This is a genomic window from Glycomyces sp. MUSA5-2, from assembly GCF_037034145.1.
Taxonomy (GTDB): Bacteria; Actinomycetota; Actinomycetes; order Mycobacteriales; family Micromonosporaceae; genus Glycomyces; species Glycomyces artemisiae.
In genome coordinates this window covers 242,567-264,375 of sequence record NZ_JBAGKG010000006.1, presented here as the reverse complement: position 1 = coordinate 264,375, position 21,809 = coordinate 242,567, and the positions used below count along the sequence as shown (strand labels likewise).

Annotated in this window: 17 protein-coding genes; 9 read left to right on the top strand and 8 right to left on the bottom strand. The window is 68.4% G+C overall.

Annotated elements, in window-relative coordinates; translation table 11 throughout:
• Window positions 1-123: 123 nt before the first annotated feature.
• Together WA640_RS20175 and WA640_RS20170 are read left to right on the top strand one after the other, a co-directional pair.
• Complete coding sequence (locus WA640_RS20175) at window positions 124-513, top strand: hypothetical protein (RefSeq protein WP_335990074.1); 390 nt, start codon at window positions 124-126, stop codon at window positions 511-513.
• A gap of 379 nt (window positions 514-892) precedes the next feature.
• On the top strand, window positions 893-3,925 hold the full coding sequence (locus WA640_RS20170; protein ID WP_335990072.1) for a hypothetical protein: 3,033 nt from the start codon (window positions 893-895) through the stop codon (window positions 3,923-3,925).
• Between the two features lie 38 nt (window positions 3,926-3,963).
• Here WA640_RS20170 and WA640_RS20165 read toward each other — a convergent pair whose 3' ends face one another.
• Window positions 3,964-4,722, bottom strand: a complete 759-nt coding sequence (locus WA640_RS20165) for a hypothetical protein (protein WP_335990071.1) — start codon at window positions 4,720-4,722, stop codon at window positions 3,964-3,966.
• Between the two features lie 257 nt (window positions 4,723-4,979).
• On the opposite strand from WA640_RS20165, the gene WA640_RS20160 reads away from it, so the two are divergent.
• The 5 genes from WA640_RS20160 to WA640_RS20140 all read left to right on the top strand — a co-directional run bounded on the left by WA640_RS20160 (window position 4,980) and on the right by WA640_RS20140 (window position 10,077).
• The gene (locus WA640_RS20160) at window positions 4,980-5,456 is read left to right on the top strand and encodes an NUDIX hydrolase (protein WP_335990069.1); all 477 of its coding nucleotides are present in this window, start codon (window positions 4,980-4,982) and stop codon (window positions 5,454-5,456) included.
• A gap of 60 nt (window positions 5,457-5,516) precedes the next feature.
• The gene (locus WA640_RS20155; protein WP_335990067.1) at window positions 5,517-6,296 is read left to right on the top strand and encodes a GNAT family N-acetyltransferase; all 780 of its coding nucleotides are present in this window, start codon (window positions 5,517-5,519) and stop codon (window positions 6,294-6,296) included.
• Between the two features lie 205 nt (window positions 6,297-6,501).
• Window positions 6,502-8,166, top strand: a complete 1,665-nt coding sequence (gene istA / locus WA640_RS20150) for an IS21 family transposase (RefSeq protein ID WP_442904788.1) — start codon at window positions 6,502-6,504, stop codon at window positions 8,164-8,166.
• A gap of 5 nt (window positions 8,167-8,171) precedes the next feature.
• On the top strand, window positions 8,172-8,978 hold the full coding sequence (gene istB, locus WA640_RS20145) for an IS21-like element helper ATPase IstB (protein ID WP_442904794.1): 807 nt from the start codon (window positions 8,172-8,174) through the stop codon (window positions 8,976-8,978).
• Between the two features lie 556 nt (window positions 8,979-9,534).
• Window positions 9,535-10,077 carry an NUDIX hydrolase gene (locus tag WA640_RS20140; RefSeq protein WP_335990060.1) on the top strand — a complete coding sequence of 181 codons (543 nt, stop codon included), beginning with the start codon at window positions 9,535-9,537 and terminating at the stop codon, window positions 10,075-10,077.
• A gap of 102 nt (window positions 10,078-10,179) precedes the next feature.
• Here the strand turns inward: WA640_RS20140 and WA640_RS20135 are convergent, their stop codons facing one another.
• The 3 genes from WA640_RS20135 to WA640_RS20125 all read right to left on the bottom strand — a co-directional run bounded on the left by WA640_RS20135 (window position 10,180) and on the right by WA640_RS20125 (window position 14,011).
• Entirely contained in the window at window positions 10,180-11,190 is a 1,011-nt protein-coding gene (locus WA640_RS20135) for a hypothetical protein (RefSeq protein WP_335990057.1), read from the bottom strand.
• A 283-nt stretch (window positions 11,191-11,473) separates the two neighbouring features.
• Window positions 11,474-12,559: a hypothetical protein gene (locus WA640_RS20130; RefSeq protein WP_335990055.1), complete on the bottom strand. Its 1,086-nt coding sequence runs from the start codon at window positions 12,557-12,559 to the stop codon at window positions 11,474-11,476.
• Window positions 12,560-13,021: 462 nt separating this feature from the next.
• Window positions 13,022-14,011 carry a hypothetical protein gene (locus WA640_RS20125; RefSeq protein WP_335990053.1) on the bottom strand — a complete coding sequence of 330 codons (990 nt, stop codon included), beginning with the start codon at window positions 14,009-14,011 and terminating at the stop codon, window positions 13,022-13,024.
• A gap of 281 nt (window positions 14,012-14,292) precedes the next feature.
• On the opposite strand from WA640_RS20125, the gene WA640_RS20120 reads away from it, so the two are divergent.
• On the top strand, window positions 14,293-14,829 hold the full coding sequence (locus tag WA640_RS20120) for a hypothetical protein (RefSeq protein ID WP_335990049.1): 537 nt from the start codon (window positions 14,293-14,295) through the stop codon (window positions 14,827-14,829).
• A 398-nt stretch (window positions 14,830-15,227) separates the two neighbouring features.
• On the opposite strand, the gene istB (WA640_RS20115) is transcribed toward WA640_RS20120, so the two are convergent.
• Window positions 15,228-16,019, bottom strand: coding sequence for an IS21-like element helper ATPase IstB (gene istB / locus WA640_RS20115; protein WP_442904793.1), 792 nt, complete (start codon window positions 16,017-16,019; stop codon window positions 15,228-15,230).
• Between the two features lie 103 nt (window positions 16,020-16,122).
• On the bottom strand, window positions 16,123-17,613 hold the full coding sequence (istA, locus tag WA640_RS20110; RefSeq protein WP_335990044.1) for an IS21 family transposase: 1,491 nt from the start codon (window positions 17,611-17,613) through the stop codon (window positions 16,123-16,125).
• Between the two features lie 273 nt (window positions 17,614-17,886).
• Between istA (WA640_RS20110) and WA640_RS20105 the strand changes: the two genes are divergently transcribed.
• Window positions 17,887-18,711, top strand: coding sequence for a hypothetical protein (locus WA640_RS20105; protein WP_335990042.1), 825 nt, complete (start codon window positions 17,887-17,889; stop codon window positions 18,709-18,711).
• An 84-nt stretch (window positions 18,712-18,795) separates the two neighbouring features.
• Here the strand turns inward: WA640_RS20105 and WA640_RS20100 are convergent, their stop codons facing one another.
• Together WA640_RS20100 and WA640_RS20095 are read right to left on the bottom strand one after the other, a co-directional pair.
• The gene (locus tag WA640_RS20100; protein ID WP_335990040.1) at window positions 18,796-21,192 is read right to left on the bottom strand and encodes a hypothetical protein; all 2,397 of its coding nucleotides are present in this window, start codon (window positions 21,190-21,192) and stop codon (window positions 18,796-18,798) included.
• Window positions 21,193-21,327: 135 nt separating this feature from the next.
• Entirely contained in the window at window positions 21,328-21,780 is a 453-nt protein-coding gene (locus WA640_RS20095; protein ID WP_335990037.1) for an NUDIX hydrolase, read from the bottom strand.
• Window positions 21,781-21,809: the final 29 nt, after the last annotated feature.

The following is a 21,809-nucleotide window of genomic DNA, read 5'->3' as shown; positions in this document are numbered from 1 at the left end:
TCCAAGCGCGTGCAGGCGAGGATCTCGGCGAGCCACACAGGCCCATGAAGACGACGTCTCCACCCTGCGGATGATGACTGGATGCAGGCGCTGCAGATATGCGTCACACGGTAGGCTCCAGATGTGGCGCAGGACCTTTCACTGTACGACGATGCCCGCACCGGGTTGGACGTCACCGATCCCGAGATGGGACGCCTGCGAGTATGCGCGGCGCGCTGCTACTCGTGCATCCTGCACCGCGACACCGACAAGCGCCTTCTCGAGTCCCAGGCGCTGGCCGACTACCTCGACCAGGTCGCCGCCGCTGATGAGTTCGTGGTCTGCCACAACACCGGTCCCGATCTAGGCACTCCTGCGGCGATGTGTGCCGGCTACATGGCCGAGGACGTGCCCGACGAAGAGCAGGAATGGCGCCGCTCCTGGCGGGCCCGGATGATCAAACGGCATGAGCGGGAGCTCTCCGTACCACCGCCAGCGCCGAATCAGAGCAGACCGGACGTCGCCACCGCCTGAGCACCGTTCCCCCACCAGCGCAAGCACCTGTAGGCGGGCAGCACCACCGGTCGGGCCGCCAATCACCGACTGCGGCCATGTGGCCTTGCACGGTGGCGCGACGCGGCGCTCGGGGCTGGCCTCGATCCACGCCCCGCCGCGCCCACCGTTGCTGGTCGGTGCTTCGTCCGGGTACAGCGGCTGGCGCGCCGCGCTGGTTGCCCCACGATCGTTCTATTACGTCCCGCCGCACGATCCTGGCCGTCCGTGTTGCCCCCTCTTAGCCTGAGCGCCTTACGATGTCTCCTGGGGTTGGAATCCGTCTCTGCTAACCAAGTTCGCGAAGCCGGAGGTCTCCGACCGCCCGTATCCATGACCTTGCCCGTTTGCTGGAGTGACGATGCCGGACGAGCTACCACCACGGGACGGCGGCCGCATTGCTGCCCGGGGCTTCCAGTACCAGTACCTTCGCACGCTCGAATCGATGCTGGGGTGCCTCGACGACCCTCGTGTGGACGCCATCCGCGTCGAGGGCGACCCGACCTCGGCACAGGAGACAGTTGACTTCGATCTCCTGGAGGCCGACGGCTCCAGCTTGCTCGCTGTCCAGGTCAAGAGCAAAGGACATGAAGGCAGAGCGACGGCTCCTGAATTGTTCAAGACCCTCTGCGGGCTCGTGACACAGCAGGAATCGCGAGCCCACGAACTGTGGACCAATGCTGTACCCGACGCTGGAGCGCGGCGCCTGGTCGAGATCCTCACCGCTCCCACCGACCTGGAGGATTTCCGCACGCAGTTGCAGCAGCTGCTTGCTCGCGCCGACCGTCGGCTCACGGAACTGAGGCGTCTAACCGATCCCCAGCTCGAACGCCTCCACGCGGCGCGGGTTCGGTTCGACGACCGCGATCCGTTCGAAGTGCGGGCCGAACTTCGCGAGCGGCTGCGACGATTCCGAAACGAGCACCGAGCCGGCTTGGGGGAACGGTCTGCGGGACTGTTGACCGGCTACCTCGTTGCCGAAATCCTCTACCGCGCTGCGGATGGCCGCCAAGCCACCTGGCCGCGGGAGGAAGCTCGCCAGACGCTGCTGGTGCCTGACGAGGTCGTCGCACATGCCATCGGTGTCCGCGACTGGGGGGTAGTGGTCGGGCCCATGCCCCAGGTCCCCGACGTGCCGCGGCTGGGATGCCTCGCAGACCTCCGGTCGGCCTTCACGGCCGGCAAGCAGCGCACCGTGCGGCAGGCAGTCCTTGTCGGACACTCCGGCATCGGCAAGTCGAGCCTGGCCGCCGGGTACATCGCCGACCGTGCCGACGATTACGACGTGATCTTCTGGCTCGACGCCGAATCCGAGCCCTCACTGGCGGCATCGGTCCGCACGGCCCTCGTTCACCTGCGCGGCCCCGAGTTCGCGAGCGCCATCGGCGGGGATCCGAAGCAGTTGCGTGAGCAGCTTCGCGCCGAGCTTTCCCGGTACCCAGGACGATGGGTCATGGTCTTCGACAACCCGAACCGCGCCTCCGACGTCGCACCGTGGATCCCCTCGACCGGTGCCGGCGACGTCCTGATCACGACGCTCGATGCCGCCACCCCTGCACGGCATGGCGTGGTCTTCGAGATCGGCCCGATGCTCCAAGAGGAGGCGACCGAGCTCGTCCAACGGCGCCTTGCGCCTTCAGGTCCGCCGGTGGCCAGCGACCAACTCAAGCTGCTCGCCGACACCGTCGAGCGCTGGCCGCTCGCAATCGAGCTGCTTTGCGGCTATCTCACCAGCTGCGGCATCAGCACCGACAACTTCGAAGGCTTCGCCGACACCGTCCGCCGCAGGGCCATGGACGACATCTCCTCGATTCCCGCGGGCTACCCCAGAACCGTGGTGGCCGCGGTGAAGCTCTGCATCGCCCCGTTCTACGAGCAGTGGCTCGCCGAGCCTGAGGATGCCCGCGTCGGCCGCCCCATCGCCTTCCTGATGGCTATCGCGATGCTCGCCTCGCAGCGCATCCCGGTGCATCTGCTCGGCGCCGCACTCATGCTCGACTTTGCGACGGCTCGGAAACGAAACCCCGAGCAGGGCCCGCTCTACCTCGAGATGCCAGCGTTGGAACTGCACGAGACGCTCCGGTCCTTGCGCGGATATTCATTGATCACCTTCGACGAGAGTCTTCCCGTGTTCCGTGAAGGCGATCCGGTCGAGTTGTTCGGGACCGTCCGGGTGAACACGATCATCCAGGAGATCCTCCGAGACCACTACGACCCGGTTCCTGATCCCGTCGCGATCCTTGAAGGCCTGTCCATCCACGTCAACTTGTGGATGGTCGCAGCGCTGAACTCCGGCCTGTGGCAGTGGGTGCACCTGCTCTTCCCGCACGCCGTCGCCTTGCTGCGCAACCTCGCAGCATACCGGGTAATCTCGGAGTCCATCCTGCTGCTAATCGTCAATATGGGGTTGGTGAAGCGGCTCAGCGGCGAGTACGAAGCGGCCGAGGAGACCTGGCGCATGTGCCTCGGCCACATGTTCGCGCACGATGAGCTCCGCCAGGACACCCTGGGGATCCAGGTCTTCACCAGCTTGGCTGAGTTGCGGCTCAGTCGTCCGGACCGGTGCTCTGCCACGCTCGAGGAGCTCCAGCGCTGGCTCGAGTTCCTCCTGATCACCTTGCAGCAACTCGCACTGGAGGCTCCCGAGATCACCTCGCACCTGCTCGCGACCCTCATGGTGACCTTGCGTCTGCCCCAGTCGCAGCCGATCCTCGCATCGCAGGCGGGGCTGCAGCGGATCGTCGTCGCCCTCGACGACCTGACCCTGCGGGTGCCGGCCGCTCCCCTCGCGGCGATATCGAAGGACCTCACCGACATCGAGCGACAGTTGAGTTCTCCCGACATCAACGCCACCGATGCCGAGCGGCAGTGCCGTGTACTGCTGGCCGACAGCGAGCTTGCGGCCATCAACGCCGTCGGGCTCCGCCGCATCCTGATTGAGGTGCTGGTCAGAGACGATCGATGGGCCGAGGCGCAAGTAGAGCTCGGCAAGGTGCTCGCCGTCCCCGGCGCGGCACCGCTGCAGGTCGACGCGACGATCCAGCTCATCCAGAATGTCGGGCTCTACTGCGCTGGCAAAGTCCTGCTCACCGAAGATGCGGCGAAACCGATTGCCGTTGCGATGTTCACTGATCTGCTCGACTGGCCCCAGACAGGCCTGGTGATGATGCAGGCCAGGCGTCCCGACCAGCGTCGACACGAGCTGCTGCTCGCAGTCCAGGAACTCCTCGCCGGCCGGGTAGTCGCTGCGGAACAGGTACTCAATGGCATCGCCGTCACCGAGATCGACGAGCATGCCGAGGACGTGGAGGGCGGCACAGGGTGGAGGATGCTGTGGCAGCATGCCCGGCTCCGGGTATTCCGTGAAGCCTGGATGCCACCCTCGGTCCGGTGACCGTCTAGCTTCAGCCCCCGATCAAACCAATAAGGCCGTCAGCTTGCGATGGGCCACTCCCCCGACGACTCCAAAATGGCTGATATTCCGGCAGTGCGTCCGCCCGGGTATACGAAAGCGGGCCCGTCATCCCCCGTCTGCACCAATCGCGCGTCGGCCACCGCGCGCATCATGGCAGTTAGACGAGGCCACCGTTCTCGCTCAAGGCGCTGCCAAACGTCGCGCCACCGCAGTACATCGATTACTTCCGCAAGGAGCGACACCGCGAGCCGCTCGAGGTCGACCTCTCGAGGACGCATCGCCTTCCACTGGTCCCGTTGGCGCCCAGGTACCGGGTGATACTCAACGATGCGGTCGAAGCGGTTGACGCCGAACGGGGAGTCCCACTGCAGGGGCCCGAACGGCGATTGCAGGAACCAGTCTTCCAGTTCGCTGCCGGCGATCGACGGGAGTTCGGGCAGGTGAGCGTCAACCGCTCGATCGAGGCCGGGAAGGACGAGCAGGAAGTAGCCGTCATCCGCTGCCCCACCGGTCGCGCCCGAACCGTACTCGGCCATCGGCAGATCAGCGTCCCGCCGCCAGATACGGACGACTACCGGCACGACTTCGACCTGCAGGCCCAGGTGAGTAAGACACCGTCGCAGCACCTCGCAAGTCACTGGCTGCGGAACGTCTCGACCGGTCGCATGCAATCGCCACAGCGACACTGCCGCCATATGCGGGATGCAGTCCGTCTCCTGATCTGCCAAGCCGTCCAACGATGCCCGAACGACCTCGAACGTGTCACTCAGCGCCATGCCGTGAGTATCGCAGGAGTCGTGCTCGCCTTGCAGACGAGCTCGGCTTCCTGCTCCGCGCTGTCGGCTGCGGGTTATAAGAGGTTCCCGCACGCGCTGATCCAGGCCTGTGACGATCAGGGGCAGCGAAAAACTCGGTAGGAGTTCTGGCTTGCGCGTGTGAGGATGAGCGAGTGCCGATTCCGCTACCCCATCTTCGTCAGCAACTTGACCGGTATCTCCAATCCCAACCCGCCGAACGACCTCGGCTTGCCACGATGAAGCACCGGCTCGGCGCCAACGGCCCCTGGACCGATCGAAAGGCCATAGATGGGCACGCCGTCGCCACCGCCGTCATCACCAGTCCCGACCAGGAGATCCTCCTCGTCCACCATCGACTGCACCGTGTGTGGTGGCCTCCGGGCGGCCACCTCGAAATGGTCGATGACACGCTCTCCGGTGCGGCACTGCGGGAGGCGGTCGAGGAGGCCGGCCTCGACCCGGGCAGCATGACGCTGGCAGCGCCGCATCCCATCGATGTGGAGGTGACTGCAGTTCCGGCGAACCCGGCCAAAGGCGAAGGCACCCACAAGCATCTCGACTTCCGGTACTGGTTCAGCGCTCCGCGTCTGCCGCTTCGCCCGCAGGAGGACGAAGTGCACGACGTGGCCTGGCGCCCGATCGATGACCTCGCTGATTACGGCAGTTGGTTTGGGTCGCGCTGCGGCGGAAAGTTTGAGTCGCACGGGTATTGACATCGGCTGATCTCTATGTAGTGACGGGTTTCGATGTCGGAAAGTTCGGGTCGCAGCCCGGTGACCGAGGACATCGATGGTGATGGATCGGCGGAAACTGAGGCGCGGATGGGCCGGCTCGATCCGACTCCCGAGAAACGGGTTGTCGTCGGTGGCCCCTTGCCCCAGTATCGATGGATGCTTGCTGACCTCCTGCCGATCTATCGGCTTCGCCTGCGCACGGACCGGCTGGAGCTGCGCCTGCCCGCGACCTTCGACGAGCTCGCCGACCTGGCCAACGCTGCCGCGGCGGGTGTCCATGACCCCACCTTCATGCCCTTTGGCGTGCCGTGGACCGAAGGCAGCCCCGAAGTCGTCGCCCGCAACGTCGTCTTCTGGCATCACCGTGTCATCGGACGCTGGGACGCCAAGAGCTGGACCCTCCCATTCACCGTCTTCTACGAAGGCCAGCCAATCGGCGTCCAGGACATCAAGGGCCTCCAGTACGCGATCACCCGCGAGGTTGCGACGGGCTCCTGGATCGGGCGCGTCCACCAGGGAAAGGGGCTCGGCAAGGAGATGCGCGCCGCGGTCCTCCACCTCGCCTTCGCCGGGCTCGGAGCCGACTACGCCACAAGCAGTTCGTTCGTCGGCAACGACGCCTCCGAGGGCGTCTCGCGCAGCCTCGGCTACTGCCCCGACGGCGAGGAATTCCAGGTCGTGCAGGGTCAGCGCCGCCAACTGCGCCGCTGGCGGGTCTCTCGCGAGGATTGGGACGCCACTCGCAAGCATGAGGTTCGCATCGATGGTCTCGACGGGGATGTTCTCGACATGCTCGGCATCGACGGTGTCGATGCATGATGTCCATCGCGCCAGACGCGGGCGATCGGCTTGGTCGATATTGCTCCTATTGCGCCGCAATGAGTTCGGGGTTGAGCCGACGTCTATGACTGGTGTGTCCAAGTCGGTGGCGGCGACACGCCGGACGGTATTGAGGACTTGGTTGCAGTGTTGGGGCTGGTGAGCGGATTAAGTTGATGCCTGGTCGTATTGGGAGGCCAGGTTTTTGTCACGCGTTGAATTGTTCGAGCGGATTCGTCGTGACCGCCGCGTCGATCCCTCGGTGTCGCAGCGAGAGCTGATGAAGCGCCACGGGGTATCGCGCAAGACGGTGGTTCAGGCGCTGTCGTCGGCGCTGCCGCCGCCGCGCAAGCCGGTGACCGGCAGGCCGAGGGCGGTTGCCCCGGTCACGTCGTTCATCGACGAGATGCTGCGTTCGGACGTGACCGCGCCGAAGAAGCAGCGGCACACGATCGAGCGGATCTGTCAGCGCCTGGCGCACGAGTTCGACTTCCGGGACGCCTCGTACTCGGCGGTCCGTGACTACGTCGCCATGCGCCGCCCGCAGATCACCGCGGAGGTCCGCGCCGGCCAGGGTGTCGTCGAGGGGATGGTCCCGCAACTGCACCTGCCCGGTGAAGAGGCTGAAGTGGACTTCCATGACGTCACGGTCGAGCTCGCGGGCAAGAAGGTCGTCTGCTACCAGTTCACGTTTCGGCTCTCATACTCCGGCAAGAGCATCCATCGCGTGTTCGCCTCCTGCGGGCAGGAGGCGTTCATCGAGGGCCATATCGAGGCGTTCGGGGTGCTCGGCGGGATCCCAACCCGGCACGTCCGCTACGACAACCTCTCGCCGGCGGTGACGAAGGTGCTGCTGGGCCGCTCCCGGAAGGAGACGCAGCGTTGGCTGGCATTCCGCTCGCACATGGGCTTCGACGCGTTCTACTGCCAGCCGGGCTCCGGCGGCGCGCACGAGAAGGGCGGTGTCGAGCACGAGGGCGGCCGGTTCCGGCGCAACCACCTGGTCCCGCCACCGGTCGTCGACACGCTCGACGAGCTGAACCGGCAGCTCGCCCGGATCGACGCCGCCGAGGACGTCCGGCACGTTCACGGCAGCCCTGAGTCGATCGGCGAGCGGTTCGCCAAGGAGGAGTACCTGCTGCGGCCGGTTCCCGAGGAGGAGTTCGAGCCGGGCACGGTCAAGACCCCGAAGGTCCGCCGCGACTGCCGGATCGTGGTCATGCAGTGCTACTACTCGGTCCCGGCCCGCTTCATCGGCCGGAAGGTCCGGGTCAGCCTGCGGGCCAACGAGCTGCTGGTCTTCGACGGCCGCAAGGTCATCGCCCGCCACCAGCGGCTCGCGCGCCGCTGGGACTTCTCCGACCACCTCGACCACTACCTGGAGATCCTCGCAGCGAAGCCCGGCGCGTTCGCCGGGTCGACCGCTTTGGCCCAGGCCCGGGCGTCCGGGGCCTTCACACAGGCCCACGACGCGTTCTGGGAGGCGGCCAAGACCGCCCGCGGCGACGCCGAGGGCACCCGCGCCCTGATCGAGGTCCTGCTGCTGCACCGGCAGCTGAGCGCCGACGCGGTCGAAGCGGGCCTGGCCGCGACACTGAGGGCTGGATCGACCACGCCCGAGCTCGTCGCGATCGAGGCACGCAAGGCCGTCGAGGCCGGCAGCGTCGGCGAGCAGGCCGCGCCGCAGCCCGTCGCCCTGCCCGAGCCCGCCGAAGAGGACGAGAGCGACGAGGGCGACGAGGAGGGCCCGGTCGCTGAGGTGATCTCGCTGCACGCGAGGCGCCTGCTCTCGTCGAAGGGCCACCCGACCCCGCAGATGTCCGTCTACGACCAGTTGCTGTCCAACAAGAAGAAGGGCCATTCGGCTTGAGCCAGATCACCGGCACCACCCGAGTGCCAAGTCCTCGCGCGGCCGCTGACGGCGGCCTGGACGCGGTCGACGCGGCCATCATCGACGCCTGCGTCGCCCTGCGCCTGCCCACCGTCCGCGACAACTACGCCGAAATCGTCGAGAACGCACTGCGGCAGAAGGCGAACTACCGCGGCTTCCTGCTGGAGCTGCTCACCAGCGAATGCGAGCACCGCGAAGAGCGCCGCAAAGAGCGCCTGGTTCGGGGCGCGAACTTCCACCGGCCCAAACGGATCGAGGACTTCGACTACGGAGCGAACCACAATGTCCAACCCGAGGAGGTCAACGCGCTGACCGACCCGTCCTGGGTCCTCTCAGGCCAGCCGCTCTGCCTCATCGGCGGTTCCGGGACCGGGAAGTCCCACCTGCTCATTGGCATCGGCACCGCGATCGCCGAAGCGGGCCTGAAGGTCCGCTACACCACCACCGCGGGCCTGGTCAATGAGCTGATCGAGGCCCAGCACGACAAGCAGCTGACCCGCACCATCCACAAATACGGGCGCTACGACCTTCTTTGCCTGGACGAGTTCGGGTATCTCAACCTCGACAAGACCGGCGCGAAGCTCCTGTTCCAGGTCTTCACCGAGCGGGAGGAACGCCGATCGATCGCGGTCGCCTCCAACGCCCCGTTCGGCGAGTGGAACAAGACCTTCACCGACGAGCGGCTCTGCGGCGCGATCGTCGACCGGCTCACCTTCAAAGGTCACGTCATCGAGACCGGCCACGACTCCTACCGGCTCATGACCACCCTCGCCGAACGCGAAGCCGCCTGACAGAGCGGAACGGGCCCCTCGCGCCACCTCCGGTTATTGGGACCGACAGGCGCGAGGGACCCGACCACACCCGATCCTAGACACCCCGACACCCGCCCGGCGCGAGCGAAACGCGACCCAAACTTTCCGCCCAAACCTTCCCTCGCGGCGGCCCGGTCCGGGCAAGTGCGACCCGAACTTTCCGCCCGAAAACCGCGACCGGACTTTCCGTCGATCAAAGACCGTCGATGCTTTCCCGCACGCACTGCGACCCAAACTTTCCACCCGAGTGAGTCCCAAACCACCCGTCGAAATCAGACCTCGCTGCGCCCCGCCTCGTCGCCGCACTCACCGCACACCTTGCCACAAGTCGGAACGAATGGCCCTGAGCGCATGGCCGTCCTGTTCCCAGGAGCCGCGGTGGAACGCGACAGCGACGACACCGCCTCTGGCAGGGTCGGCGCAGGCTCCCGCGATCAGGCACAATGGGAAAGTGCCACCGAAGCCCGGCCCGTGGAGCTTTAATGCATTCGGATCCGGCTGCCGGACCAACTCTGCCCGGATCGGACCGGCGTCGATGACAGAGCCCGCGCACCCACCTCACGAGACTGGTCCCCGGTTCGCTCGGCGCGCCGCGCGCGTCCTGGTCGTCGACGAAGCGGACCGGCTGCTGCTCTTCCACGGTCCGGCGCTGGTCGCGGGAGCGGGCGCTGCCTACTTCTTCACCGTCGGCGGGGCGATCGAGCCGGGCGAGACCGCCCGGGAGGCGGCTGTGCGCGAGCTGCACGAGGAGACCGGCATGCTTGCGGCGCCCGATGCGCTCATCGGACCGGTCGCACGCTGCCACAGTGTCCAAGAGTTGCTGGCCGGCGGGGGCTTCACCGCCGACGAGTGGTTCTTCTGGTGGCGGTGCACGAACCCGACCGTGCAGCTCGAGGGTCTTGAGGAGCGCGAGGGCCTGGAAACGGCGGGGTTCGCGTGGATGTCGCTGCCCGAGCTCGAATCGGCGCCGCTAACGATTCTTCCCCGCGCACTCCCGGCCTTCATGCGCCGTGTCCTGACCGAGGGCCTGCCGGCCCGACCGGTGACGATCGCATGGGACCGGCCCGGCCCGGCCTGAACGGCAGTTCCGCCGCCCCGGCGCTCGGAGAGGGGCCGCCCGGTTGCGCCAGCGCCATTTCGGTCCGCAGGTGTCCGGTACCTGTCGCTGGCGGCGGGGATGTCAGGCGGGGCCGGTGCTGCGGGCGAGGTAGGCCATGCACAGCTCGCGGACGGCGGGCGGGACGTCGAGGTTGCCGGCGCCGTGGCGCAGGAGCTCCTCGGCACCGGGTTCGCCGAGCTGCCGGAGCCGGCCGGCAGCCGGCACGCGGTCCTTCAGCTCGAGGTCGCAGGCGTGGGCGAGGATCCGGAGCGCGCGGACGTGGCCGAACTGGGAGAACAAGGCGGTTTCTTCGGCGGCGTGGTAGCGAAGGCCCAGCGACAGGTCCGGGTCGGCGACCCGCTGGAGCAGCAGGGCGACCGCGCGGGCGGGGTCGGTACGGCCGATGTGGACGCAGGCATCGACCTGGGTCTCCGGGGCCAAGGTCGCCTCGTCGGTGAGCCGCTCGTAGACAGCCAGGCCACGCACCGGGTCCCACCGGTAGATCTCGTCGGCAACCGACAGCCGCAGGTCCCCGTCCAGTGCGAGGTCGGCGATGAGAAGCTCGAGCAGGGCCAGGCCGAGGTCGCGGTCGCGCTGGGCCGCAGTGCGGGCGATCATGAACCGGGTCCACGGCCCCCGCTCGGTGTCGGCGACGCGGGCGCGCAGTTCGGGGCGACGGGCAGCCCATCCCCGCTCGGGCAGGTCGATGACGTGGTGCAGCCACAGCAGGTCGATATCGACCCCGCCGCGGAGCTGGTAGATCTCATAAAGGCGCTGGCTGGTCGCCGAGGCGCCGCGGCGGCCGGGGGTCCCGAGGTAGTACGCGAACCGGTCGGCCACGCCGGCACCGGCGCGCCGCCGCCGGGTAAGGACTCGGCCCGCCGCGCGCAGGCGCCCGGCCACGGCCGCGCCCCGCAGCCGCACGAAGGCCAGGTGCACCCCCGCGGCAGCGGCCGCGCTGGCGGCGGCGAGCAGGGGTACGTCGTCGAGGTCCAGTCCCGGCAGCACGGCCAAGGACGGGCTCAGCAGCGCGGCTGCGGCCGCGGTCAGTGCGAGCGAGGGCCATATCGGACGTCCATTGGGGTTGGACAAGGATCCTCCAAACCTGGAGTACTGGAGTTGAGTCGATCTGGGGAAGCCGATCGCGCGCCAGGACTCAGACGAGTCCGGCTGCCGCCCAAGCGAGGTCACGGCCTCGAGGACGCCAGTTCACTCTACCCACAGGGGTGAACTTGGCCTGGCGGACAACGAGTGCGACACCCTCGATTCCTGGGGCGCGTGTGACGCCACCACTGCTGTGTCCGAACATGCGGTCCCCATGCCGACGCGGTGGTGCTCTGCTTGCGTCCCAACGGATCTCGGCTCATCGGCGGTATCAGTCGGAGGGATTGGCACGGCGGGGTTGGGCCGGGGTTGTCAGATTTCTGACAGCGTCGAACCGGGCTCGGTCGTCGAGGGTGGGGTCGGCCAGGAACGACTCCAGCGCGCTTGTGCCGCCGGCTTCGTCCCATCGGCGCAGCCGGGCGGCGGCCTCGACGCGCGCGGCCCATGCCAGGGCGGGGTCGTGGGCGAGGGCGAGGTAGGTGGCGGCGGCCCGCTCGGGCCGCTCGGCCGCGAGCCAAGCCGCGACCTGGAGCCGGTAGTCGGCGGCGAGCACGCCGTCGTTGGCGAGCGTCCACAAGGTGCGCCCGTACTGGTCGGGGTCGACGCCGGCCAGGTGCATGGCCGCGTCCAAGCGCAAGGTCAGCGAGGTCGCCGCGTCGCCTCTGGCCAGGAAGACGAGCATGGCGCCCGGCCGGTCATTGCCGCCTGCGGGCCGGTCTTCGATCTCGCGGTCGGTGTGGATGAGCGCGGCCTCCAGCCGGGCCGCGTCAGGGGCGCCGGGGTCGGTGACGAGTCCGGCGAGGACCTCCCGCGCGGTGGCCGGATCGCCGGCCGCGCCGAGACGGTCGGCTGCCTCCAAGCGCGTCGGGGTCGGGGCGGCAGGGTCGGTGGCGATGCGACGCAGGGCCTCGGCGGTGGGTGCGGTGCTGTAGTCGGCGAGGATCGCGGCGATCTCAAGCCGGAGCTCGGCGGGGAGCTGCTCGATCTCCAGCAGCGCACGCAGATCGGCGATCCGGTCCGGCCCGCCGTGCCCCCAGATGACCCACACCAGCTCGTAGCGCGCCTCGATCGACAGGTCGGGGCGCAGCAGCATCGCCATCGCCGCCCGCTGCATCCGACGGCGCTGCCACAACCGTGCGGGGGCTGCGCGGCGCTGCACCGGCGACGGGACGCTCCTGCCGCGACCGGTCCGCCACACCACTAGTGCGATACCGGCGAACACCGAGGCGACCGCCGCGGCCGGACGCCACGATCCGTCGAGGGCCGCAGGGCCGGTCACGGCGAACGCCGCAGCGGCGGCGCCAGCCCAGATCCACCACCGACGCCGGGCAGCCTTGTACTCACGGTCCAACGACACCCCCAGCTCGGTGTGGCTTCGAGCCTCATCGTATCCACGCCTGCGCCGACAGGTCGCACCCCGTGTCCGTTGCAGCCCAACGCCAGCCCCAGGGACAGAGCCGGTTCAGGGAACGCCGGATGCCAACCGGCCACGAAGCTCACTGACCGATGGCCGCACCCCACCAGGGAATCCCGTCCGCGACCATGGCCCCCGCCAGTCCGCCTCTGGCTGGTGCCGACGTGAGGGTTGAGGAGATGCCTGGCGCGACGGCGGTGTCCTACTCAGGAGCACACTGACACCGTGCGTCGGGCCCTCTCCGGCGTCGAAGCAGTGACCTCCGCTCCGCCGGGTGACCGCGACCCGGCCCTGAGCGCCGCTCGGTATCCCTGGGTGCGGTCCGAGACAGGTGCACGTCGTCGTCGAACCCGCAGACGACCTGCTGCCCTGTCCGGGTATACAGTCCAGCGGTCTCGCATGCGGTCAGTCAGGCTGATCTTCCGGGGGCGGCGACTGGTAGGCACCGGGTTTGACCGCAGCGGAGTGCAGCCGCGTCAGCAGGTTCTGCTCGCCCCCGGCATCGATCCACATCGCCGTGACTCGATCCCACTTCTCATACGTGAGGCTCTCGACCGCCGAGAGGCCGGCGGCGACGCCGCGGCTGCGCTCGCTGAACGCCGGCGAGCATTTCCAGTCCTCACCCGTGTCGATAATCGCCAGGAACTGGCCGCGGACCTTGACGACCGTGACGATGCCGTCGAACACAACCGGATCCGCGCGCGCCCACGCGACAACGCGTTCGGTCTCGTCGGCAAGGAGTTGCCGGATCTGCGCGGGAGGCGCCTCGAGGGCGTCGGGAAAGAGAAGGAACGGCTGCTGCGTCCAGGCAAACGACAGCATGGGCCGTCGCGCCGGGTCGGCCTCGGCGCGACGGCGGCGCCGATTGGGCTCGCGTTGGTATGCGGCAGTGACTGCCCCAAGGGATTCGTTCAACCGGGCCTGGAGCGTCTCGATCACACCGATGCGATCAAGGTCTTTGTCAGGCCACTCCGGCCCGAGCTCGACGATGAGGGACTCAGCCAGCAGCGCGCAATCCAGAGCCGCCTGGGAAAACGCGTCCACATAGCCCGAATCGCCCGTCTCGATGAAGACACTGCCGCCTACACCGCTCCTGGCGAGGGCGTCGAGCTGGTCGATGAGGATGCCGAGGTTCGCCACGGCCGCATGCTGCGTCGGCTCCAGGGAATCACCGGGTGCGTCTTTGAGCGGCGCCATCACCTCGTCGGGCAGGTCCGCGTCGTAGAGCCGCTGCCAGCGCATGACCACGGCGGTATGCACTTGGGTGTCGAGTTCGAGCAGGAGGGCGTTGTGGCGCAGGCGTCCATCCTCGGGCAGGTTGGACGGGACCGGAATGCCCAAAGCGTCCAGCGCCGCAAGGAGCTGCTCTTCGCTGAAATCGGTCACGATCGCCACGCTCCCGGCAATGAAGGGCAGCAGTGGAGGTCGACCATGGGGATCGGCATGACCCGACTCTAACGACCTCGATCGCAGCAAGGAACCCGGCGGCGAAGCCCGCGACCGGCAGAACCTCCCCTGGGCCGACTTCCCGGCGATCCCCTTCCGGGCCTCGAATGACACGCCGAAACCAGGCATCATCCGTTTTCGCGGCTTGGTAGCCCACCATCGTGGGTAGGTACGGCACACATGCCTGCCATTGGAGGGAAGGAGAAGGAGCGATCGCGAATCCGAGACCGTTGACCGACGAGCAGCGGGCGATCGCCGACCGCGTGGTTTTCGGCGACGAAACCAAGTCGGCTGTCACCCGAGAAACCGGCTACAACTACAAGACTGTTCGGGCCTGGGTGGCCAAGCGTCTCGCCGAGCTGAACGACGAGCTTCCGCTTCACGATCACTCGCGGCCAGCGGTGCCGTTGCAGCGGATCGGCAACCCGGAGGGGGCGTTGTACCGGGCCCGCCTTCGCATCCAGGAGCTTGAGGAGCACATCAGCAGGTTGAAGATCCAGCACGAGGCCGAGCTTGACGGTGAACGCCGCGCCAAGGAGACGTTCAAGGACGCGCTCATACTCTTGAGCCGGGATCATAGTTCTGTCGGCGTGGCTGCCATGAGGCGCAATGGTATTGGCCCGCAAACGGGCGCGGCGTGGCCCGGCGCGATGGAAGAACCAGCGGATCGCGGCCCCCGTCTGATGGATTCCGGTAATCACCTGGCTGGGCAGGCGCCGCTTGAGAGCGGTGTCGACGAGTTTGCTGAGGTTGAGGAGCGGGGGTAGGGCAGCAGGAGGTGCAGCTCGATTCGGTCGACGCCGACGGCGGCCCACTCCCGAACACGCCGGGAACGAAGGGCCGAGCGGTCGTCGAGAACCATGCAGTCCCGCGCTCGGCAATGTCAATGGCATCGAGGAGCTCGATCAGCACCGCAGTGGTAGACGGCCGGCCGAACACGAGGCCTTCTATACTCCTTCACCCGGTCTCGCTATGCATGGCAAAAACCCACGCTTCGGCGCTGGATGCCCCGGCAGGCCAAGCTTGTCAGTGCCTCGCAAAGTCCTGCCCTGTAACGAGGAGTAGTAGTGTCAATGGCCTTGTGGCTATCCCCATAGACGGTTCTTGAAGCTCCCCGCTGGCGGCCGGTGTTTCTCCCCGGTTTCTCGCTCAGCGGAGCTGTTGCCTAGCTGAGTGAGACGACGCCTTTGCCGGAGAGGGCTTCGGAGAGGCGGTGGCTGTCGCCGGAGGTGACGGCGACATGGGCGTGGTGGAGGAGCCTGTCAACCGTGGCGGTGGCGAGGGTCTTGGGCATGATCTCGTCGAAGCCACTCGGATGAAGGTTTGAGCTCACGGCCAAACTTCTTCTCTCATAGGCGGTGTCGACCAGGCGGTAGAAGCCTTCGGCGGCGTCTTCGGAGACCGGCAGGAGCCCGATGTCGTCGACGATGATCAGGTCGGCGCGGGTGATCCGGTCGAAGGCCTTGGCGACGGTGTCGTCGACGCGGTGCTTGCGGACCAGGGCGCCGAGGTCCTCGATGGTGAACCAGGCGACGTTGAGGCCGGCGTCAACCGCCTCCTGGCCGAGCGCTTCGCAGAAGTGCGACTTGCCCGTTCCCGAAGGCCCGCAGATGCAAAGGTTCTCGCGGCGGCGGACCCATTCGAAGGTCCGCAGGTTCGACTGGGTCGGGATCGGGATCGAGGAGGCGTTCTCGTCCCAGACATGGAAGGTCTTGCCGGTCGGGAACGACGCGCGTTTGCGCCGGGTGCGGAGGTTGGAGGCGTCGCGGCCCTTGACCTCTTCGGCCAGGAGGGCGCGGACGACCTCGGCGGGGTCCCAGCGTTGGGCCTTGGCGGTGGGGATGACCTCTTCCATCGCGCGGCGCAGGTAGGGCATCTTCAGCCGCCTGGCGTGCTCGAGGGCATCGTTGAGGGCCTGGCCGGTGACGGCGGCGACCGCGGAAGCGGGCGCCGACATCCTCGGCGGGGCCGGGGTGGACTTGACGTCGGTCAACGGGTTACCTTTCTAGCGATTCTTCTGCTCGCCGGGGTCGGCCGCTGCGCGGTCGGCCCCCGGTCGTCTATCGGCCGGCGGGCGTCCCGAACGAGGCCCAGCCGCTGGTCCCGGGCTGGAGCGAGTGCGCCTCGGTCGCGCGGGTGACGCCGGTCTTGGACTGGTAGCGCTGATACTCGAGGATCTGGACGAGCGCGTCCTCCTCGAACCGCTCCGCTTTCGCCGCGGCCTCCAGGGCGGCGCGGACGGCCTCGGCTCCGTAGAGCGCAGCGGCCTGGGTCGCGGCCCGCATCTTCGAACGCAACCGGCTCGTCCCAGCCGAAGCCGCCGCGATCAGCCAGGTTTCGGCCTCTGGACCGAGTGCGAGGAAGTCGGCCTCCTCGCGGCTGGTCGGTCTTGCCTTCCGCTCGCCCCGGCTCGATTCGGGGTAGTGCTCGTCGAGGATCTGCGGGCGGCCCGGTGTCGAGCGCAGGTGGCGGGCGACCTCGGTTGCCGCGCCGTCGACCATGGCCGTGACCACCATGTCGTCGCCATGGAACCGGGCCCAGACGGTCCGGTCGACCAGCTGATGCGGGACCGAGTAGCGGACACTGCCGACCGAGATCGTCGAGTCGCGGGAGACCCTGCGGGTCTCGCCGAACGCCGCGGCGAACGGCTCGAGCGGGACCGGATGCAGTCGGGTCCGCTCCTCCAGCAGCGCCTCGGCCGGGACCATACGCGTCTCGCGGTGAACGCGGGAATTCACTTCTAGGCAGAACTCCTCGGCGGCCTCTTGGAGCGCGGCGAACGCCCCGTACTGGCCCCGGAGGTTGACCTCGGTCGGGACGAGGTCGCGCTTGGCGAGGCGGACGGTCGACTCTGCGCCGCCCTTGGACTGCGGGTCGGCCGGGACGCAGGTCCGGATCGCGGTCGAGTAGTGCCGGCCGATCTGGGCGATGTCGCTGTTGCGGACCGGGATGCGCGCGACGTGGTCGACGGTGACGGTCTTCTCGTTGTCGGTCAGCACGTTCGTTGGGACGCCGCCGAGGATGCGGAAGGTCTGGTCCAGGCAGGCGGCGATCGTCGGGATCGTCTTGTCCCAGACCGGGATCACCACCCGGAACCGGGACCACGCCAGCCAAGCACACCACAACTGCGTCCGTCGCCCGTCGACGCGAGGGCCTTCGCCCCAGTCGAACTGGAGCCAGAGACCGGGCTCGGGGATCCAGGGCCGGAAGACGCGTCGGTGTCCGGACTTATACGAGGTCTTCGCCGCGGCGACGGCCTTGCGGGTGGTCCGCTCTGAACCGTCGTAGCCCATCGCGACGATCTTCTTATGCGCCATGTCGGCCCCGATCCGGGCCTGCGAGCGTTCGACGAGCTCTTCGATCTTCGGCATGTAGTCGTCGATCAGCCTTGCCCGCGGCTTGCGTTTCGTCGGGTCGACGCCCTGGTCGCGGAGCTCGACATAGCGGCGGACCGTGTGATGGTCACAGCCGGCCAGCTCAGCGGCCTTCCGATACGACCCGACCAGGTCGTATGCCTCCAAGATTTCCATGATCTCCCAGTTGCACTTCACAGCCGCACATCATCGCCGCGGCCGACTGGCCCCAAGTGGGGAATTCCCGCGGCCGTGATCGGGGACGCCCAAACGGCCGCGGATGAAGGGGGTCAGATGGCCGCCAGCAGGGAACTAAACGGGCCATCACTGGGGAGGTTAGGACTGCCGCTGACATAGTAGTAGCGCCGAGTTAGGTCATCGGGCGAAGAGCAGAGGACCGCGGGGTGCAACGGATCTCGATATGATCAGGGCGTCGACGACGAGGACCTTCACCTTTCAGGAGCGTCTGCGATGGTCTCTCCGCAACCCCCCGAATCCAGACTCCGCGCTTGGCTCACCAAGAGCAAAGTCCTCGCGATGTCCGTCGCGGCCGTCGTCGTCGGCGCGCTGGCCGCGGCGAACCAGGCGTTCGACCTCTGGGACAAGGCAGACGCGCGCTTCGCTGACCCGCCCGCACAGGACGGTCCGCTCCTGTACGACGCGTCGTGGCCGCTCAACCGCGGATGCGACGGGGCCACGAATGTCGCGGTGTCTGCTGAGGAAGGCGGACCTGAGACGTTCGCCGCATGGCCGGACCGCGAGCAGCTCGCCAAGGAGCCGGGCTCGGGCGCGTGGGTCACCGGCTCGCTGACTGTCGATCTCGTCGGCGTTGATGAACACCCCGTGCAGATCTCGGCGATCGACTACCAAGTTCTGAGCGACGACCTCGCCTCGCCCGCGTGGGTCTACGAGCCCCACGGCGGGTGCGGCGAGACCTACTCGCGGCTGTTCGTGCTCGATCTCGACGGGGAGACCCTTGAGGACCAGGGAGTCGTGGGCTCCCCGCTACCCGAGGGCACTGCGCCGCCGGAGGCCGCGATCGGGCCGGCGTTCACCGTCACGGACCTGGAGCCCGCGCAGATCACCGTGTCGGTCCTGGGCTGCGAGGCGAACTACGAGTGGGAGCTGATCGTGTCCTACTTCTACGAGGGCGAGTCCGGGGAGGTGCGGCTGGGGCCCTACCGGACGTTCGGCGCCGCCGACGCGGACACCCCCGTGTACACCGACGACACCGAGGCGGACGGCCTCGTCGCGACCGGATGGCCGGCGGACTCGACAGGCAGGTGCGCCTTCTGACCGCAGGTCAGGTCGTCGCAATGGTTGTGCGGGCCATGGCATCACGTGAGACATCAGCGCAGACGGGCTTCGTGGTGGGTGGTGCTACGTCGGTTGGGGTCCGTTGTCGGACGCTCGTACTGCCCGGATAAGCGGGTGTGTCCGGTAGGTCGCGAGGCGGTAGGGGGATTCGATGCCCGCTTCCCGGTCGGCGGCCGCGAGGCGCGCACGGGCCATGACTTGGTCACGTTCGGCCCGCGTCGGCCTGGCCAGCGCACACCGATACAAGACTTCAACCAGATTGAGCGCCGGGGCCGGACCAGCGGTCTCCAAAAGAGCGAGCGCGGTCTCGGCGGCGAGGTCGGCGGCGGCGCGCCGTCCTTGTCTGGTGTGGAGGTCGGCTGCCAGGGCGAGGGCGGTGATGCGGATGCGCGGCTGGTCGTGGTCGTGTCCCCAGGCGTCCATCTCGGCGGCGGCTTGCAGTGCCGCGTCGAGTGTGGCCGGGTCCTCGTCTGCGGTATGCGCCAGGGTCTCGGCTCGGTGGAGGCCGATCAGCGGCAGCAAGTTCGGGTGGCCGTCGGCGCGGATGGCCGTCCAGGCGTCTTCGGCCCAGGCCCTGGCGTCGGGGTGGTCGGGTTCGATGCGGGAGGCGAGGTCGGCGCGCAGGGCCCGGTTGTAGTCCTGCCAGGGCCCTTCCAGGCCGAGCTCCTGGTCGGCGGCGCTTGCGTCGGCGAGGATCGCTTCGGCTTTGACGGCGTCGCCCAGGGTCGCGGCGATCTGTGCGGCGAAGTTCGCGGCGACCGCCGCCAAGGCCCGGGTGGCTCGGTTGCGGTGGCTGCGGTGGAGGGCGATGAGGTTCTCGGCCGTGTCGAGCTCGCCGGCGTCGAAGGCGAGGACTCCTTCGTACAAGCCGGTGAGCGCTCGCCACACCCGCAGTGAGGACCCGCCGTCGGCCGGGGGTTCGCGGCGGGCCGCGTCAGCGAGGAGGCCACGGGCGGCGGGAAGGTCGCGTTTCGCATACTGCCGCGCGTAGAAGACGAGAGAGGCTTGATACACGACCGGGTCGGTGCCGGGTTGCTGTGCGGCCTCCCAGGCAGCGTCGAGGTGGGCGAGCTGGACGTCGAGGCCGAGGACGGGCGGGCTAAGCCGGGCGCGTGCGAGCAGGACACGGGCGTCGGGTCCCGGTGCGGCTTCTGCTGCGGTGAACGCTTCGTCGAGGTGCTCGACGTCGACCTCCTCGGGGCGGTCGATGGCGAGCAGCCACCATCGCGCGGCTTCCGATCGCCATTCGACGGTCTGTGGCCCGGGTTCGGGGTGGTCGTCGATCATGGACAGTGCGCTCTCGGCGAAGCGCTGGGCGTCGCCCGGCGCGAGGGCCGACCAGGCGGCGCGGGCGTGGCCGAGTAGGAGCGGGAGGGCGCCGTTGCGGTGGTCGGGCCCGGCCCATTCGGCGAGGGCGACGTAGCGGAGCTCTTCCTCAGCGGACAGGACCCGGGCAGTCAGGTCGAGGTGGCGTGCGGCTTCCTCGTTGAACCAGGCCTGGCGCTGGGCGGGGTCGATGGCGGCCAGGGCCCCGGCCCGGGCTTCGGGGCTAATGAACGAGCACACCAGCAGGCCGTCGAGGTCGGTCGCCGGGCGCAGCACCTCGCTGGTCATCGCGCCGGGGGCGCTGGCAAGGAGGGTGACGACGCTGCCGGGGTCGATGCCGAAGCGGGCGAGGCTGCGGTTGTCCCAGGCGGTGCCCGCGACCGCGGCGGCGCCGATGAGGTGCTGGAGGTCTGCCGGCAGGTGCAGGATCGCCATGCTCGCCGCCATCGCCACTGCCTCGGCCTGCCGGCCTCCCAGGTCCGTGCGCTCGAACCCTGCGGTGCGGGTGGTGGGGATCCAGGGGCCCAGGGCGGTGGCGATGAGATGGAAGCCGCGCTCGGCCACTGCGGTGGCCAGGTCGGTGATGACGGTCTGGGAGGCGTCGTCCCACTCCTCCAGGCCCAGGACGAGGATCGTGACGGCGGCGCCGCCGCGGGCGGCGGCCTGGTCGATCAGGTCGATGATGGCGCTGGTGACCGCTGCGGTCACGGCGCGCTGCCAGGGCCGAATGCTGTCGGTCGCGATCGCGCCGGTGACGGCGGCGGCGTCCAGGAGGGGCCGGGCGTCGTCCCAGATCGCCTGGACTGCCGGCTCGCGCGAGGCAAACCACGCCAGCGGCCCTTCTCCGATTCCTTCCCGGTCTGAGGAGGCACCGGCGAGCTTGCCGAGGGTGCGGGTCAGGGTTCGGGCGCCTTCCCACGGCAGTGCGGCACGCGCGCCGCCGCCGGGCGCAGGTGCCTCCACGATGAGAGCGCCGGCCTGTGCCCGCTGGCTGTTCAGGAATCGGAGCTCTTCGACGAGGTCGCGCATGTCGGCGCCGTTGGCGACTGTGACCAGTTGGGCGGCACCGCGTCCGGTCGCGGTGACGCGCTCGCTGGCAGCGGCGATGGACTCGATGGCGCTGGGGTCGGTCACGGCGGCTCCGTTCGTTCCTGTGCAGTGTGTGCAGTCAAGGCAGGTGGTGAAGCGGCAATGGTCGGCGGGGTGCGCCCGGCGTTGCGGCGGCGAGGAGCGGCCGGTCAGGGCCGAGCCTACGGTGGGTTGCGTTCCCTAGTCGAGCGGCGAGTCGCCTGCAATCGAGCCCAGGAGGGCCTTGACGGCGTCGCTGACGGGCGGGTCCTCGCCCGGGGACCGCCACTGGTACTCATCGTGCTCGGTCAGGCGAACCGGTGCGGTCTGCGCGGTGGTGATGGCGAAGGTGAATTGGCGGGTGGATTTGCCGCTACCGCTGGTGTAGTCGAATGCCCCGAGGTAGGCATCGATCGAGGCGAGCGCAAGGCCGGTTTCTTCAGCGACTTCCCGCGCGAGCGCGGCTTGGAGGGCTTCGCCGGGCTCGCGTGTGCCGCTGGGCAGCTCCCACAGGCCGCCCATGAAATCGCCGCCCAGCCGCTGTAGAAGAAGCACGCGGCCGTCGCTGTCGGTGATGACCGCGCCGACGACGACCTGGGCGATGCCCTCCTGGTCGGCTGCCGCGAGCAGCGCTTCGAACTCAGTGGGTTGCATGGTGTCAGGCTCCTTCTGCGCGGGGCGGA

What these genes read in the sequence shown, in the direction of transcription:
- istB (WP_442904793.1), bottom strand. Translation starts at nt 16,019, where the DNA reads ATGTCGGCGCCCGCTTCCGCGGTCGCCGCCGTCACCGGCCAGGCCCTC.
- WA640_RS20140 (WP_335990060.1), top strand. Translation starts at nt 9,535, where the DNA reads ATGACAGAGCCCGCGCACCCACCTCACGAGACTGGTCCCCGGTTCGCT.
- WA640_RS20105 (WP_335990042.1), top strand. Translation starts at nt 17,887, where the DNA reads ATGGTCTCTCCGCAACCCCCCGAATCCAGACTCCGCGCTTGGCTCACC.
- WA640_RS20170 (WP_335990072.1), top strand. Translation starts at nt 893, where the DNA reads ATGCCGGACGAGCTACCACCACGGGACGGCGGCCGCATTGCTGCCCGG.
- WA640_RS20160 (WP_335990069.1), top strand. Translation starts at nt 4,980, where the DNA reads ATGAAGCACCGGCTCGGCGCCAACGGCCCCTGGACCGATCGAAAGGCC.
- WA640_RS20095 (WP_335990037.1), bottom strand. Translation starts at nt 21,780, where the DNA reads ATGCAACCCACTGAGTTCGAAGCGCTGCTCGCGGCAGCCGACCAGGAG.
- WA640_RS20165 (WP_335990071.1), bottom strand. Translation starts at nt 4,722, where the DNA reads ATGGCGCTGAGTGACACGTTCGAGGTCGTTCGGGCATCGTTGGACGGC.